Annotated in this window: 12 protein-coding genes; 9 read left to right on the forward strand and 3 right to left on the reverse strand. The window is 38.8% G+C overall.

Translation table 11 applies throughout. From position 1 onward, the window contains the following. Positions 1-46 precede the first annotated feature (46 nt). From H9I37_RS04205 to H9I37_RS04220, 4 genes are all read left to right on the forward strand, one after another. Positions 47-718, forward strand: a complete 672-nt coding sequence (locus H9I37_RS04205) for a LolA family protein (protein ID WP_187381217.1) — start codon at positions 47-49, stop codon at positions 716-718. A gap of 6 nt (positions 719-724) precedes the next feature. Next, positions 725-1,813, forward strand: coding sequence for a helix-turn-helix domain-containing protein (locus H9I37_RS04210; RefSeq protein WP_187381218.1), 1,089 nt, complete (start codon positions 725-727; stop codon positions 1,811-1,813). 7 nt (positions 1,814-1,820) lie between these two features. Further along, the gene (rimO, locus tag H9I37_RS04215) at positions 1,821-3,203 is read left to right on the forward strand and encodes a 30S ribosomal protein S12 methylthiotransferase RimO (protein WP_370586912.1); all 1,383 of its coding nucleotides are present in this window, start codon (positions 1,821-1,823) and stop codon (positions 3,201-3,203) included. Between the two features lie 72 nt (positions 3,204-3,275). Further along, positions 3,276-5,603 carry an ATP-dependent helicase gene (locus H9I37_RS04220; protein ID WP_187381220.1) on the forward strand — a complete coding sequence of 776 codons (2,328 nt, stop codon included), beginning with the start codon at positions 3,276-3,278 and terminating at the stop codon, positions 5,601-5,603. Positions 5,604-5,688: 85 nt separating this feature from the next. Here the strand turns inward: H9I37_RS04220 and H9I37_RS04225 are convergent, their stop codons facing one another. From H9I37_RS04225 to H9I37_RS04235, 3 genes are read right to left on the reverse strand one after another with little or no spacing between them, the layout of a single operon-like run. Next, the gene (locus tag H9I37_RS04225; RefSeq protein WP_187381221.1) at positions 5,689-7,038 is read right to left on the reverse strand and encodes an OmpA family protein; all 1,350 of its coding nucleotides are present in this window, start codon (positions 7,036-7,038) and stop codon (positions 5,689-5,691) included. Between the two features lie 15 nt (positions 7,039-7,053). Continuing rightward, positions 7,054-8,265, reverse strand: a complete 1,212-nt coding sequence (locus tag H9I37_RS04230; protein ID WP_187381222.1) for a lytic transglycosylase domain-containing protein — start codon at positions 8,263-8,265, stop codon at positions 7,054-7,056. After that, entirely contained in the window at positions 8,265-9,305 is a 1,041-nt protein-coding gene (locus H9I37_RS04235) for a tetratricopeptide repeat protein (protein ID WP_187381223.1), read from the reverse strand. Before H9I37_RS04235 ends, H9I37_RS04230 begins: the two co-directional genes overlap by 1 nt. A 160-nt stretch (positions 9,306-9,465) precedes the next feature. Between H9I37_RS04235 and H9I37_RS04240 the strand changes: the two genes are divergently transcribed. The 5 genes from H9I37_RS04240 to secF all read left to right on the forward strand — a co-directional run bounded on the left by H9I37_RS04240 (position 9,466) and on the right by secF (position 15,420). Next, positions 9,466-9,996 (forward strand): hypothetical protein, encoded by a 531-nt coding sequence (locus H9I37_RS04240; RefSeq protein WP_187381224.1) that lies wholly within the window; start codon positions 9,466-9,468, stop codon positions 9,994-9,996. Positions 9,997-10,111: 115 nt separating this feature from the next. Continuing rightward, on the forward strand, positions 10,112-11,869 hold the full coding sequence (locus tag H9I37_RS04245) for a tetratricopeptide repeat protein (RefSeq protein ID WP_187381225.1): 1,758 nt from the start codon (positions 10,112-10,114) through the stop codon (positions 11,867-11,869). A 145-nt stretch (positions 11,870-12,014) separates the two neighbouring features. After that, complete coding sequence (gene yajC, locus H9I37_RS04250) at positions 12,015-12,446, forward strand: preprotein translocase subunit YajC (RefSeq protein WP_187381226.1); 432 nt, start codon at positions 12,015-12,017, stop codon at positions 12,444-12,446. Between the two features lie 20 nt (positions 12,447-12,466). Further along, entirely contained in the window at positions 12,467-14,215 is a 1,749-nt protein-coding gene (gene secD, locus H9I37_RS04255) for a protein translocase subunit SecD (RefSeq protein ID WP_187381227.1), read from the forward strand. Further along, a complete protein-coding gene (gene secF / locus H9I37_RS04260; protein ID WP_187381228.1) occupies positions 14,212-15,420 on the forward strand; it encodes a protein translocase subunit SecF in 1,209 nt (402 codons plus the stop codon). The genes secD and secF overlap by 4 nt, the downstream gene beginning before the upstream one ends. Positions 15,421-15,574 lie beyond the last annotated feature (154 nt).

Here is a 15,574-nt window from a genome sequence, read left to right on the forward strand (position 1 = left end):
TAACCTAAATAGACAATCAAATAATTTAACGATATAATGTGCAGATATGAAAAAGGTATCTCTTTTATTCTGCACATTATTTTTTTCTGCGGCGATATTTGCACAGAGCATCACGACGGCAAGCGCATATTTTAAGACAATTTCAGAATATTACGGAACAATAAAAGACTACGAAGTAGATTTTGAAATCAAAATAGATAAAATCGAGTCTGCCGGCAAACTTTCGTTTAAATCTCCAAACTTGATGCGAATGGATTACACAAATCCCGAAAAACAAGTTATATGTTTCAATGGCGACATGCTTACAGTTTATATTCCGTCTTCACCGGCAGTTCTCCAACAGCAGATTTCTCCGGGAAGTTCCAACAATGCAGCTTCTCTGTCAACTCCTCAAGGTTTATTTTTGATGTCGCGTTATTACACTGTCGCTTACGAAAACGGGCAAAATGCAGAACCTCTTGGAAACGGCTCAAACGAAATGGTTGTGAAATTTATTTTAACTCGAAAAAGTTCAGCAGAAGCATTTCGATATATGAAAATTGCAGTCAATGAAAAAACAAAACTTATCCGCAGAATTGAAGCTGTTACTCCAAAAGGCGAACACTTTGTTTTCAACTTTTATGATTATGTTTTGAATCAAAATATGACAGAACAGCGTTTTGTTTACGACGCTCCATCTGATGCAAATAATTACAACAACTTCTTGTTTACGGAGTAATGCGGTATGGAAAGTTACGGAGGGCTTCTTCGCCAGACAAGAGAATCGAAAGGTCTAGATTTAGAACTCATAAGCCGCGAAATTTCTATTGAAAAAAGATATCTGGAAGGGCTCGAGGCAGAGGACAGCAGTGTGTTTCCCGGTGAAGCATACATGTTTGGCTTTTTAAAAATTTATTCGAGTTATCTTGAACTTGATTCCAATTTTGTCATTAAACTTTACAAAAACAAAATGATTCAGGAATCCCCTTTGCCAATCGGATTGTACGAAACTCCGAAAACAAGATTTTTTTTGCCGTATATAATTACTTCGATAGCTGCTCTCGTTGTTATATGCGTTGTTTCCGTGATTATCATTAAAAAGAAAAAAAACACAGATGATGGAAACGTGATTGTTTCAAACAATATGAAGGCTCACAAGTATGAGCTTGATGATAAAAAATTTGTACAACGGCTATACAAAGGCGACCAACTTATTATTCCAACAGGAAAAGACGGAAAAATAGTCCTCACTGTTCGCGATGCTTTGTCTTCATTCGGAATTGATACTCCTTCCGGAGTTTATTATGTTGAACTCGCAGAAGAATCGGAACTCGATATAGATGGAGATGCTCTTCCTGATATGATAGTTTATGTCTCTGATATCTCTTCAACAGATGAAACGCGCGGAGCTGAAGTCAGCATTCTTTTACGGCACGGCGTTTCAAAAGAGGCGACAACAGTCGCAGTCGATGAAATTCCATTTGCCTCAGAGATTAAATCAAAACATCCTCAAAAAGTAATTCACGAAGACAACAGAGCTTATCCTTTTACTGTAAACGCAAGTTTTAGAGGACCTTGTCTGTTTAGAACGCAAGTCGACCGCGATGATGCTGTTGAATCTTACTTTGCGCGTGGCGAATTGTTTACCGCTACTCCGCAAAACGGAATCAGGCTTTGGGCTTCAAATTACAACACTGTAAAAATCACCGTAATTGCCGATTCAAAATCGTTCGACCTCGATTTGGGCGTTGCCGGTCAGGTATTTGTCGAAGATATCAAATGGATAAAAGATACTGACGGTAGATATAAACTGGTGGTAATTGAACTTGACTAAGTTTTTTATTGATCAGCATGGTTGTGCAAAAAATCAGACTGATGGAGAACTGATAACCGGCTATTTGACAAGAGCGGGTTTTGAGTTTACAACAGATGCATTCCAAGCTGATTTCATCATCGTCAACTCCTGCGGCTTTATCGAATCTGCAAAAAAAGAATCTATCGGCGCAGTTTGCAACATCCACGCAGCGTACCCGAACGCAAAGATTATTTTGACGGGCTGCCTTGCTGAGCGTTATTCAGAACAGCTTTATCAGTCTATGCCGGAGCTTGACGGTATTTTTGGAAACGGCGACATCTCTAAAATTTCAGAATTTATGCATTCTGTGGAGAAAAAAAGAGCGGTTGAAATTTTTCCTCAGTCAGGAGTTTGCGGCGGCGAACGTCCTTTTCTTTTTAATTTCCCGTCATCGGCATTTGTAAAAATAACGGAAGGCTGTTCAAACCACTGTTCTTTTTGTGCAATTCCGCTGATTCGAGGAGAATTGCGGAGCCGTCCCGAAAATGAAATTTTATCAGAGATTAAAAAACTTGTTTCAGATGGTGTTTATGAAATAAACCTAATCGGGCAAGATCTCGCCGCTTACGGCTCTGAAAACAGCACAAAACTCTCAAACCTTATGGCAAAAATCAAAGATATTCCAGGTGACTTTGTAATTAGACCGCTTTATATTCACCCTGATCATTTTTCTGACGACATAATCGATGCGATGAAATATGACAGCCGTTTTTTGCCTTATTTTGATGTTCCGTTTCAAAGCGGTGACGACAAAATCATCAGTGCGATGAATAGAGTCGGGAGCCAAAAAAAATACATAGAACTTGTGAAAAAAATCAGAAGTGAGCTCCCCGATGCAGTTATTCGTACAACATTTTTGACAGGGTTCCCCGGAGAAACGGAAGAAGCTGCTCAAAATACTTTTAATTTTCTTGAGGCGATTGAGCCGGACTGGTCAGGCTGCTTTCCGTATAGCCGCGAAGAAGATACACCGGCTTATAAATTGAAAGGGAGAGTTCCTGCGAAAGTTGCGAAAGAGCGTGCCGCCCACCTTGCAAAGCGCCAGACGGAAATTACAGCAGAGCATCTTCAAAAATATGTTGGAAAAGAGATAAAAGTCCTGATTGAAGAGATTGTTCAGCCTGACAACTCTCAAGATTGCGGTGAAGTTGAAGGGCTTGCTATCGGACGGGCATGGTTCCAGGCTCCGGAAGTTGACGGAAGTACAGTGATCCGTTACGACATCGATGATATGACTCAAGTTGAAAGTGTGAAGTCTGGAAACGTGATTCTCGTCAAAGTTATTGCAAGCACAGGAGTTGACCTTGACTCCAGATTTATAAAACTCTGCAAAAAGTATGAAAAAAGTGAAATCAAGTTTTTGTTTTAAAATAAATTAAAGGTTTGAACTTGAATATTCGATGTTGTTGATTTTTATAATGAAATCAACTATTTTGAAAACATGCAGCACTATCTTGATTTATTAAACGAAGAACAGAGAGCAGCTGTTGAACACGAAGGCTCGCCTCTTTTGATTCTGGCGGCAGCCGGCTCCGGCAAAACTCGTGTGATCACAACAAAAATCGCTTATCTTATCTCACAAAAAAATATAGAGCCGTGGCAGATTCTGTCTGTGACTTTCACAAAAAAGGCTGCAAATGAGATGCGTCGGCGCGCCGTTGAAATTGAACAGCGAGCAGCAGATGCTCAGATAAGGACATTTCATTCGTTCGGTTCCTGGTTTTTGCGAAAATATTCAGATGAATGCGGGCTCGTCTCTTCTTTTACAATCTATGATGATGACGATATGGCTGTTTTGCTTAAAAAAGCAGTTCCTTCTCTCTCTACAAAAGAAGTAAAAGCCGCAGCCCACCAAATTTCTCTTGCGAAAGATTATTGCCTGACACCGGAAGATGACCTTTCAATTCTCGGAAGTGAGTTCGACATAAACGACATTTATCGGGAATATCAAAAAAGGTTGCGCGCAACTGGCAACGTCGATTTTGGTGACTTGATTATGCTGACAGGTCAGATAATGCACGATAATCATAAAATTTCTAAATATATCCACAACCGTTTTAGAGTTATAATGGTCGACGAATATCAGGATTCTAACATCGCACAATATAAGCTGCTTCAAGAATTGTCAGGGGTGCAGCATGGCAATGACAGCTATGTCTGCGTTGTAGGAGATGATGATCAGTCTATTTATAAGTTTCGCGGTGCCGAAGTTGAAAACATCGTAACTTTCCCTGAAAAGTTTCCCGGTACTCAGATTATAAAACTCATTCGAAATTATCGTTCAACTGCAAAAATATTGAATGCGGCAGGGCTTGTCGTAAAGAAAAATAAAAATAGGCTCGGAAAAGAACTTATTGCAGCGCGCGGAGATGGAGGGAGTCCTGTCCTTACTTTTTTAAGCGACCAAAATGCCGAAACTAGATTTGTTTCAGATTTGATAAAAAAGTCAGTTGCAAGTGGTGCAAAATATTCTGATTGGGCTGTTTTATACAGAACTAACGCTCAGTCGCTCGGTTTTGAAAAAGAATTCATTCACCGAAAAATTCCTTATGTAGTAGTGGGTTCTCTCAAGTTTTATGAGCGTGAGGAAATAAAAGATGCACTGGCATATCTTTCACTGTTTGCGAACAAAAAAGATGAAATCTCATTCAGGCGTATCATAAATAAACCTTCGCGCGGTATTGGAGAAAAAACGCAAGATAAAATTGTTGAAAGCGCTGTATCTGAAAATCAATCGGGCGAGCGCAGCCTGAGTAATCTTGTTGAGGCTGTCCGTTCTCTTTCTCAATCGCTTTCAAAAAAAGCTCGCGAAGGTGCTGAAGCGTTTGTAAAATTGTATGATGAAATTGCTTCAGAATTTTACTTTTTCGATAGAAGCGCTGATGTACAAAACGCTGATATTGACCAAAACACTGATATTGAGCAAAACGTTGATATTGCGCAAAACGTTGATATTGCGCAAAACGCCGACGCGCGAAATTCCGCCATAAATTCGGACACAAAACCTAGCTCAAATGCAGAAAATTATTCCCTTTCAAAGTTTATTGAGCGGGTTATTCACGATTCAGGATTGGACGAATATCACAGAGCAGGAGATAAAATTGACGGCACAACACGCGTTCAAAACCTTGAAGAGCTCGTGAACAGCGCTGTCCCTTACGAATGTTCGATGGAAGGGCTTCTTGAGTTCTTGGATGCAATCAACCTAGACCGTTCCCTTGAAATTGAAAGTGAAGATGCGGGCGACAACGCAGTAACTCTAATCACACTTCACAATACAAAGGGACTTGAATACAACAAAGTTATAATCACAGGGCTTGAAGAAGGTATCTTTCCACGTGCCGAAAAAGTAGGTTCTGAACTCGAAGAAGAGCGGCGTCTTTTTTATGTTGGAATCACTCGTGCGCGCGACGAACTTTATGTGACATCAACTAGGCAGCGCATTATGTACGGCCGCCTTGAATATATGAAGCCAAGTTTGTTCATTCGGGAATCTTCAGAAGCGTTTTCTATTGTGGGCTCTAAACCTTTTGAATTTAGCAGACTTTCTGACGGTTATAGCGCGGGCTACGGAGTAAAAGAAGACGAGCTTTCCGAAAAATGGAAAAAAGGAACAAAAGTCTTTCACGACGACTACGGTTACGGCGCAATAGTTTCTGCATCTTCAAATTCAGGTGAATTTGTAATAGACGTGATGTTTGAAACCGGCGGACGCAAAAAGTTTCTTCCAAAATATCAGGCAAAATCCCTTGAAATTGTGAAAGATTAAAAATTGTTTATCACAAAACCGCCTATCAAATTTTGTTATGAGGAGTTTGGCGCTTGGCTTGCGCTGTAAATTTATTTACAGAAGTTTATTTCCAGTCGCGCTGAATGTAAGTTGCGCGCGGGCGTGCTATGATATTTACACGTCTGTTCTGTGCTCGCCCTTTTTCCGAATCATTTGAAGCAATCGGCATCGTTCCGCCATATCCTTTGTATGTAAATATGTTTTTATCCAAGCCTTCAGATATCAGAGCGTTCATCACTGTTTTTGTCCTTTCTATCGAAAGGTTTAACTGCCCAACAGGTTTTCCGACATCGGCAGTGTGTCCTTCCACTAGAATCGTGTAGCCATCATCTTTTAAAATTTCTTTAAGTTTATCCGCAATAACTTCAATACGTTCTTTTTCAGAAGCAAGCATTTCAGGTGAATCGGGGTAGAATTTAAGGTCAACTGTAAACTGAAGACCATCTGTTGAATCTGAGAAAGTGAGACCTGGTACTTTGTTTTCATAGAGATATTGTTTAATCTCGTTGTATTTTAGATAGTAAGAATTATCTTTTTCAGGAACAGAGATATCGTAGATGAGATTTTCTTTATCGAGGAGAATTACGACTTTTCCGTTTTGAATAAGTTTTATATTTTCCGGTTCTGATAAAATTTTTAATGCGTCTCGGCGCTTTATAACTGGATCCGTTCTGTTTCTCCCGTAAACCTCCTCAGCCCTTATGTAAAGAGGGTCAGCTCCGACTCTGTCTTCATAAAATGAAATGTCATCTGAGTAGTGAAACCCGACAAGCCCTTTTTCTGCAGCGATTTTCGGCTCTACAACATTTTTTTCGTAGATAATATTCATCTGGTCGTCCCAAATGCGAGGGAACATGCATGCATAGACATGACTTTTTACGTATTCGCCGTGAACCGGATATGCGCCACGGGCGTCTATCACAATTCCTGAAAATTTTCGTGACGGAACTGTTTCAATCGGTTTGTCAGGATTATACGGATAGTTGTGATGTACAAGTTGCCGACTTATCTGCGTTATATTTATAGTATTTGTCGTGTCGAGGTATTTCATGTCTTTTGAAAATACGTCAGGAGTTTTGTAGCCGCTCATTATTATCATGTGTATTTTATTGATTGTTAATTCTTCTTGTATCACGCAATTTGCGAGCGCGTTTTCTGAATCTTCAAAAAGCGAAAGGAGGGGAGGTTGAATAAGCGGAGGCATTTTTGCAGATATATATGTAGATGCTGATTTTTTTCCAGACGGCATCTGAATGTTTGCCTTTTTTGTGTCCAGCTTGATATTTGTTTTAAATTCTCGTGTGATCCAGTTTATAGAACTGATTGCTTCAACAGAAGTTTGTTTTTGTTGCGCAAAGATTGCGGAGATGAAAATCATTAAAATTATAAAAATGTTTAAAAAGCGCTTTTTCATATTCAATTCATCGGCTTATTTTGACGGTATATAAAGAGTTTTTCCAATTTTAAGTATTGCATTTTCTTTTATATTGTTCAAATCGCAAAGAGCAGCGACAGTCGTACCGTATTTTCTTGAAATAGACCACAATGAATCTCCGGCAACAACTTTATATTGCAGCGGAAATTTTATTGGGGTGAGTTTATCGAGCGCTTGAATTGCGGTTTCCTGCATGCCGAGCGGAAGCCTTATCCGGCTCTGTTTTACAGGGTGCGTCACTCCAAGCGTGTAAGATGGATTGAAGTGTTTGAGTGTTTTTGAATCTATTCGCATCTCTTGGGCGAGTTGCGCAAGAGAATATGCGTTTTGTACTGTTATGTAGTCAAAATGACCGTTTTTTTCATTTTCAAGAGTTTTGAATTCTTGCGCGTGGTCAGGCAAATCTATTTCGTAATATTCGCTGTTGATTGATATGTCTGCAATTGCAAGAAGTTTTGGAACGTAAAGTGCAGTCTGCTGCGAAAGATAACCTTTATCTGCAAGATACCAAAAATCTTTGTTACCTGCCTTTTTTATAGCGGCTGTCATCGCTCCGGCTCCGCAGTTATATGCAGCGATTGCAATAAGCCAGTCTCCAAAGTAATTGTAATTGTCTTGAAGTTTTTTTAGCGCAGCATCTGTCGATTTCCAAGGATCTAATCTTTCATCTACAAAGTCATTGAGTGTCAAAAAAGGGGAAACGCTGTTTGCCATAAACTGCCACATTCCGATTGCTCCCGATTTTGACTTTGCTGTCGTCTTATAATTTGATTCGACTATCGGTAAATATTCAATGATTGCCGGAAGATTTTGATCTTCAACTGCTTTGCGAACGTAGAGACGGTATTCCATAGCAGATTCAAGATAATCGTACAATAATGCCGACCATTTTTCAGAAAGGTATTGTTTGCGGAAATTATCAATGTCTGCTCTTGCAAGAATTTCATCTGACGCAAGGGGAACTTGTCTGCGTTCGTGAACGACATCTTTCGTTTGAACATCGTCTTTTGTGTGAGAGACCTCTTTTGTATTGTCGACATCTTTTGCATTGTCGACATCTTTTGCGTGATGATTTTCTTCAACAACTTTTTGAGTTTCTATTTTTTGAGGCTCTGTTTTTTGAGCCGATATTTCAGCAGCATTTTTTTGTGAATAGATTTTTGAAAGACACAGCAATGACAGTGTAAAAATGAAAATACGCTTCATTAAAGTTTGTTTCCAAGGTAAATGCCTGCCCATTCCCAGTTTCCGTGAATGTCAGGATCGAGAGGAAAATTCACTTTTCTAAAATACAAGTACCAGACAGAAACGTAGTTGTTCCAACCCCACGTCCTTAAATATGCTTCGTTAGGAGTTGAATCTTCATCGAGTGTGTCGTTGTATCTTATCCTTTTTCCTCTCATCCACGACTGCATTGAAAATTCTTCCTGCGAGTTGGCGTCCGTCTCTTCCTGTTTCCACGACATTGAGAAAAAATTTACCTTTGCTTTGTAATCGTCCAGCGCTTTCCAGTCGTAATTTTTGATTGCTTTTTTTACGGCTTCTTCAAGTGCGTCAAGACTTTCAAAAGTCCAGTCTTTAGAAGATGTGTTGAAGTCTACAAGATGCCGTGCATTTTTATACGCATTAGGTTCTCCGGGAATCTGAATAGAGGAAGCGTCAGGCTGCTCAAGAAAAATTGCATAAGTTTTCATCGCCTGTTCCCATTGGCTGTCATTCTGATATTCAAGAGCGAGACGCAGGTAAAGTTCTGTCGTGTTTACGTTTTGCGGAAAGCGATTTATAAGGTCGTTGAAATATTTAATTCTGTGCGACGGTGTTTTGCTTATCTGAATGAGATTTTGAAGGCAGATAAAATGAACAGACTTTCCTTTTATCAAAAGATCCTGACATTGCTGTAAAATCCTGTCAAAATAATATTCAGCCACAAATTCAGCCCCTGTGGAAAGGTAAGCGTATGCTGTCATCAAAAGCCAGTAAGAGTTGTACATGTCGTCAGGATTCTGGTCTACCCAGTCTGTTAAAAATAAAATAACTCCGTGATAGTCTTTTGACGCAAGAAGATTGTTTGCCATCTGATTGATTATAGAATAACGTTGCTTATCATTTAGTCGCTGATTTTGGAGAAGCAGTTGAAGTTCTGCCTGATTTTTTGATTGAATTTGTTCTTTTATATCTATTTTTTTGCCGCATGAAGAAAGAATCAATAAACTTAGCAACAATAATACTATGCTCTTAAATTTCATGATTCTGAATTTAGCACAGTGATTTGTTATTGTAAAGATTAATCTTTACTTGTATTATCTATAGTTAGGTATGAATATGACATATAATAAGAGTTCAAAAATTCTAAATTTGCTCGTATGTTGTGAAATAATTTTTTTCGTGATTTGCGCCATTTTATCAATGATTCAAAACCGTTCAAAACCTGTAGACGTTGCGAACATTGCGCTGATTATTTCCGAATTTTTAATCGGTGTTTTAATTTTGGCAGTTTCAATGCGAATCACTCACAACTATTTTCAGATGTTCATCGGTATGATTTTTCTTGCATACAGCATTTTGACAACTTTTGTTATTTACATTATCGATAGCGATCTGGAAAAATGGTGGCCTGTTTATGGAATATTTTCCGGGCTGTTTTTGTTTGTTGCCGGTCTGTTTAAATATCACCGAGTTAAATTTGGATATCTGTTTCCGTCAATTGTGATTCTTGGAATGGGGCTCTGGTATTCGCTTTTTTCATTCTCAATTATTAAGTTTTCATTCAGAATTATTGCTGCAACATTGGGTCCGTTGTTCCTTTTGTTGATTGCGGTCGGACTCATCTCATTCTTTTTGTTGCAGCAAAAACACAAAGAGCTTGTCATCAATGATGAAGAAACAGGATCTTTTTCTGATGAAGAAGTATCTTTGAATACAGAATCAGATGACTAAAAAATGATGCTTAAAAATAGCTATAAAAAATTGAAAGCAATAAATCGGATAATCGGAAAATTGGGAAATTGGGAAACCGGTGATTAAATCTACAACAAAATAAAATGAGGAACTTTTGAAAATCTCTTTTGCTGAAAAAACCGCAGTTCTCACAATTCTGGTCGCTTCGTTTATAAGCACCCCGATTTTTTCTGCAAAAAAGAAAAAAGATGCAGTTTCTGCCGACGCAACAGAAATTTCTTCGCAGTCACAACCGGAAGTCTCGCTGTCGGAATCGATAAAATTGCCAACGAGAAAAAATAAATCTTATTTTAAGAAAATCGATGAAAGTGTTTTGAAAGGAATAGAGATAGGCAGCCCTTCTTCGATAAAATCCGCAATATCAAAACTCCGTCAAAAATCAGAAGAGTATCAGGAAAACGAAAAAGTACTTGTAAACATTGCCGCAAATATAATGAAGTATGCGTGGCCTTCGGAACACGTGATGTTCGATGTCCCTTCAGTAGATGACAACAATCCTTATATGGGTGCAATCGGTTCCGTAAAACAAGGGGTCTTTGATTACAGCACAGGCAATGCAGATTTTTTTGCAATAATGTTGCCAGCCCTCGTTCTTCTAAACCCTTCTGCCGGCAACGTTGTTTACGGACCTTGCGAAGATGTGTTAAAAACATCTCTTTTACTGAGACCTGATTCCGTGCTTGTAAATTATCTTTCAGGAATTTTGTATGAAAAAAAAGGAGAGCTGAAAACTGCCGAAAAATATCTATCTGCGGCATATAAAGATTCCGAAAGTACGCAAGAAATCGCGCTCGCTTATGGCAGGGTTTTGCGTTTAAACGGCAACGTCAGCCTTGCTTCTCAAGTCATAAACAAGCTTGGCACAGATTCCGACAACATTGAAATTTTAAAACAAAACGCATATATCGCTTTTGCTTCCGGCAATTATGATTCGGCAGAGATTTACGTCGCACGTGTTTTGCAGCAAACTCCAAACGATCTTGAATTCCTTTTGTTCCGTGCCAAAATCCTGATTGAAAAAAATGATTACATTCACGCAGTTTCTCTTTTAGATATGTACGCAAGGCAAGATAGCTCTTCAATCGACTATTTGATTTTAAGAGTTCGAGTGCAGCTAGACTGGAGCAAAAATACAACAGCTGCAACAGATACTGTCGAAAAGGCTCTTAAACTATATCCTGACAATCAAGAGGCGTTGATATTTGCCGCCCGCATTTCGGCAGAGACTGATTCTCCCGTTGCCGGGAAGTATGCAGATGAACTTGCGGCTCTTGTATTGAACAAAGATCCTGATAATCAAGTTGCGCTTGGTTATGCGTTGAAAGGTCTTATTCAACGCGAAAATTGGCAGGAAGCATATAATACAAGCCGTAAACTTATCTCCGCAGAAAACGTTTCTCCAGAAATAGTAGAGCAATATGTCACCGTTTGTATAAAACTCGGCAAAAAAAATGAAGGATATGAATTTGCAAAAGCTCAGTATGATGCTCATCCTGATGATGAAATTATCATGCAGACATATCTTTTTGCATATAGTCAAGTCGGTTCAAGAGAAAACGTTTTGAAATACATAGACAGCCTTCTTGTAAACGCTTCTTCTAAGACAAAAAGTTATATTTACTACCGGCGAAGTTTTTTGCACTACACGGAAGAAAAAAAACTTGAAGATCTTCGTCTGAGCCTTATATCAAATCCTCGTAACAGCGACGCTTTGTTTTCTCTTTATGAATTATATTATGAAAAGAAAGACTACAGAAAAGCTCAGTATTATCTTCGTCAAGTTGTGGCTATAAAACCGAACGACAATTCAGTTAAAAAATTAAACGAAGCTCTCACAAAATTGATTAAATAGTGAGTGCAATGAACGCAAAAATCAACTAAAAAACTTAAAATTATAGCTTTTCTTAGAAAAAACTCCATTGATTTCTAAAAACATTAGTGTTATACTTTCCAGACTGATTTTAAATCAGATTTTTAAAACTAGGATGGAACTATATATGTCATTTATCCCATTTTTACAGGCAGGTGGAGCAGCAACTGCTTCTGGTTCTGGAAACTTACTCGCAACTTTGTTTCCTTTTCTTATCATTATCGTAATCTTCTATTTCTTTTTGATTCGTCCGCAGAGCAAAAAACAGAAAGAAACAGAAAAAATGCTCAATGCTTTGAAAAAAGGCGACAAAGTTATCACAATCGGTGGAATACATGGAACTGTTTCTTCTGTAAAAGAAAAGACAATAATTCTCAAAGTTGATGAAAACTGTAAGCTTGAATTCAATCGTTCTGCAATTTCTTCGGTAGAACTTTCAGAAGCTGAAAAAGCTAAACTCGAAGAAGAAAGAAAAGCTAAAAAAGATAAAAAAGGTAAGAAATCTGTAGAGCCTGTAGCAGAAACTAAAACTGCTGAGACAACAGAAGAAACCAAATAAAAATTGGAGAATATAACAAAATGAACAAACGAACACGTTTAGTAGTTCTGCTTGCTGTCATTGCTCTTTGTTTTGTTTTTCTTTGGCCATCAATCAGCTGGTATGGAAGAACACCAAAAGAATTGCAGCAGCTTGCTTTAGGTTCAACTGAAAATATTAAAAGTTACGCTGAACTAAAGGCTGCAGAGGATGTGCGTGCTATCAAGAAATTGATGGCTGAAGATCCGTCAGCTAATATTCCTGATGAATATTCTTGGATTAAAAAGGATGTATCTAAAAAATACAAATCGCTTGATAAAAAAGTTCCTGCAAACCTCACATTGAAAGATGTAGTTTCCGTTTATGCTAACGAACTTGAATTTATGAATGTTTTTCAGTCTCGTTACAGAGATGAAATTCTCGATGCAAAAAGTTACTATGAAAATTCCGTAAAACTTGGACTTGACCTTTCCGGCGGAATGAACATCATCGTAAAAGCAGACCTCGATGCTGCTGTTGCTTCAATGGGCGATGCTGTAACTTCAGAAAACAAAGCAGATTTTAAAAAAGATGCGATGGCAAACGCTATCGAAAATCTCTCAAGCAGAATCGATAAGTTTGGACTTACTTCTCCTGTTATCAGACAGCAGGGCGACGACCATATATATATTGAAATTCCTGGAGCTGCTCAGGCAGATGCAATCAACACTTTGATCATGGGTAAAGGAATTTTGAACTTCCGCCTTGTTGATATGGAAGCTACAAATGCATTTAAAGCATATTATGCGCAAAATCCTGCATCTACATTCAATGCGTCGGGAGAATTGATGAACTCTTCTGTGATTCCGTCAGACTGCGAAGTGTTCGGCGTTTATACAAAAGATGAATATGGTCTTGACGAAAGATATGACTGGCTTGTTGTAAAAAAGGAAATCGCATTAGATGGACAGCATGTAAAAAATGCTGTTGTAAGCGCCGACCAGTTTACAAATCAACCGGAAGTCAATTTCCAGCTTGACAGCGAAGGCGCTGAAATATTCGGTCAATTCACAGGTGCTCACGTCGGCGAAAATCTCGCTATAATAAGCGATAATAAGGTAAAATCGAATGCACGTATTCAGACAGCAATCACAGGCGGATCTGTTTCTTTGTCAGGCGGATTCAGTTACGAAGAAGCTAACAATATCAAAAAAGTTCTTCAGACTGCGTGGCTCAATGTTCCTCTTGAAGTTGAAAGTCAGCAGGTGATAGGTGCTTCTCTTGGAGAGCAGGCAATCCGTCAAGGTGCAATGGCAGTTTTGCTCGGACTCGGTTTGATTCTCATCTTTATGTTGATTTTCTACAAGGCTTCCGGCATAAACGCTGTCGTTGCGCAAGTTTTGAACTTGTTTATGATGTTTTCGGTTCTCTCTGCATTCAATCTCACTCTTACGCTTTCTTCTATTGCCGGTATGATCCTCACAATTGGTATGGCAGTAGATGCAAACGTTTTGGTATTTGAGCGAATCAAAGAGGAACTAAGAAGCGGAAAGAGTCGTCCTGCTGCCGTTTCAATGGGTTTTGATAACGCATTCTGGGCAATTATGGACTCTAACATCACCACATTCATAGCTGCAATTTTCTTGAGTCAGCTTGGAACCGGTGCAATTCAGGGATTCGCAGTATCTCTTGCAATCGGTGTCGTTTCATCAGTGTTTACAGCATTGTTCGTATCACGTTTGATGTTTGATTTTGGCACAGATGTTATGCATTCTAAAAAAGTAAGCATTGGCTGGGGGATTAAACAATGAAAAGATTTAATTTCAATAAAGGATTCCTTCCTTGTACGATTATTAGTGCAGTGCTTATTTGTTTCGGACTTGTCGGTCTGTTCACTAAAGGAATAAACTTCGGTCTCGACTTTAAGCCGGGTCTTATTGAAGAAGTTCGTGTCGCAGAACCTGTTGCAGAAATCGTTTACAGCGGTCCTGCAAAAGTTACGATGGACTTGTCTGCTGGTCAGATGGATATTGTAGTCAGCGGTACCGGTGCGGAAAATAAGACATATTCTTTTAACTTTGCAGTTCTCAAGACAGTGCATGAACTTGCTGTCGAAGTAAACAAGATTGAAAACGTAAAGATGACAGAGCGCAACAGCTCTTACGATTCTACAAAATTGTTCTTGAACTCTGCCGTAACAAATCAGCTTACAAATGCTGTGACATTTATTTATCCGGCAGGTACTTCTGAAATCACAACCGATGATATTCGCTCAGCTCTTGATGATAAAGGCGTAGATATTAAACAGCTCGGTTCCGGGGCAGATGCTTCTTATCAGATCCGTATGGGTGTAAAAGAAGGCGACGCTCAAAACGAAATCCAGACTGCTGTAAATGAAAAACTTTTTAGCAAGTTTGGAAAAGAAAATGTTGCGATTGTAAAGACTGATTTTATCGGTTCTGGTATGTCTAAAACTACGACAATAAGGTCAATAATCATGTTCGTGCTTGTAGTAGTTTTGATTTGGGCTTACGCTGCAATCAGATTCCACTGGGACTTTGCACTCGGCTCTGTAATCGCTTTAGTTCACGACTCTCTGATCATGATTGCGTTTATAACATGGACGCAGATGGAATTTACATCAACTGTGCTTGCCGCAGTTCTTACAATCGTAGGATACTCAATAAACGCTACAGTCGTAATCCTAGACCGCGTACGCTACAACATGAAGATGATGCCGGAAGTCGCAAAATTCGATGAAATTTTAAATCAGTCTTTGTCTGACACCTTGGTTCGCTCAATTTTGACAACAGTCACAACTTTGTTCGCTGTAGTCGCATTGTTTATATTTACAACAGGAACAATAAAAGATTTCTCACTTGCAATGATTGTCGGCTTGCTCAGCGGAATGTATTCTTCAATATTCATTTCCAGTGCGTTTATCAGCTTGTCGAGAAGAAACTGGAAACCTGAATTTGGAGTTCACCATTCTTTGAAATCAGAAAAAGCTGAATAAAATTTATTTTGACATGCATACGGGCGATTGCGCTGTTCTGCATGTTGAAAAAAAATGAAAAAATCTGTAGGAAAAAGACCTGTATATGAAGTTTCCTTTTTTTGGTGCTTCAATGATGCAGGTCTTTTTTTTGATGTTTTTTGCGTTCTTCTCA

The organism is Treponema sp. Marseille-Q3903 (genome assembly GCF_014334335.1).
Lineage (GTDB): Bacteria > Spirochaetota > Spirochaetia > Treponematales > Treponemataceae > Treponema_D.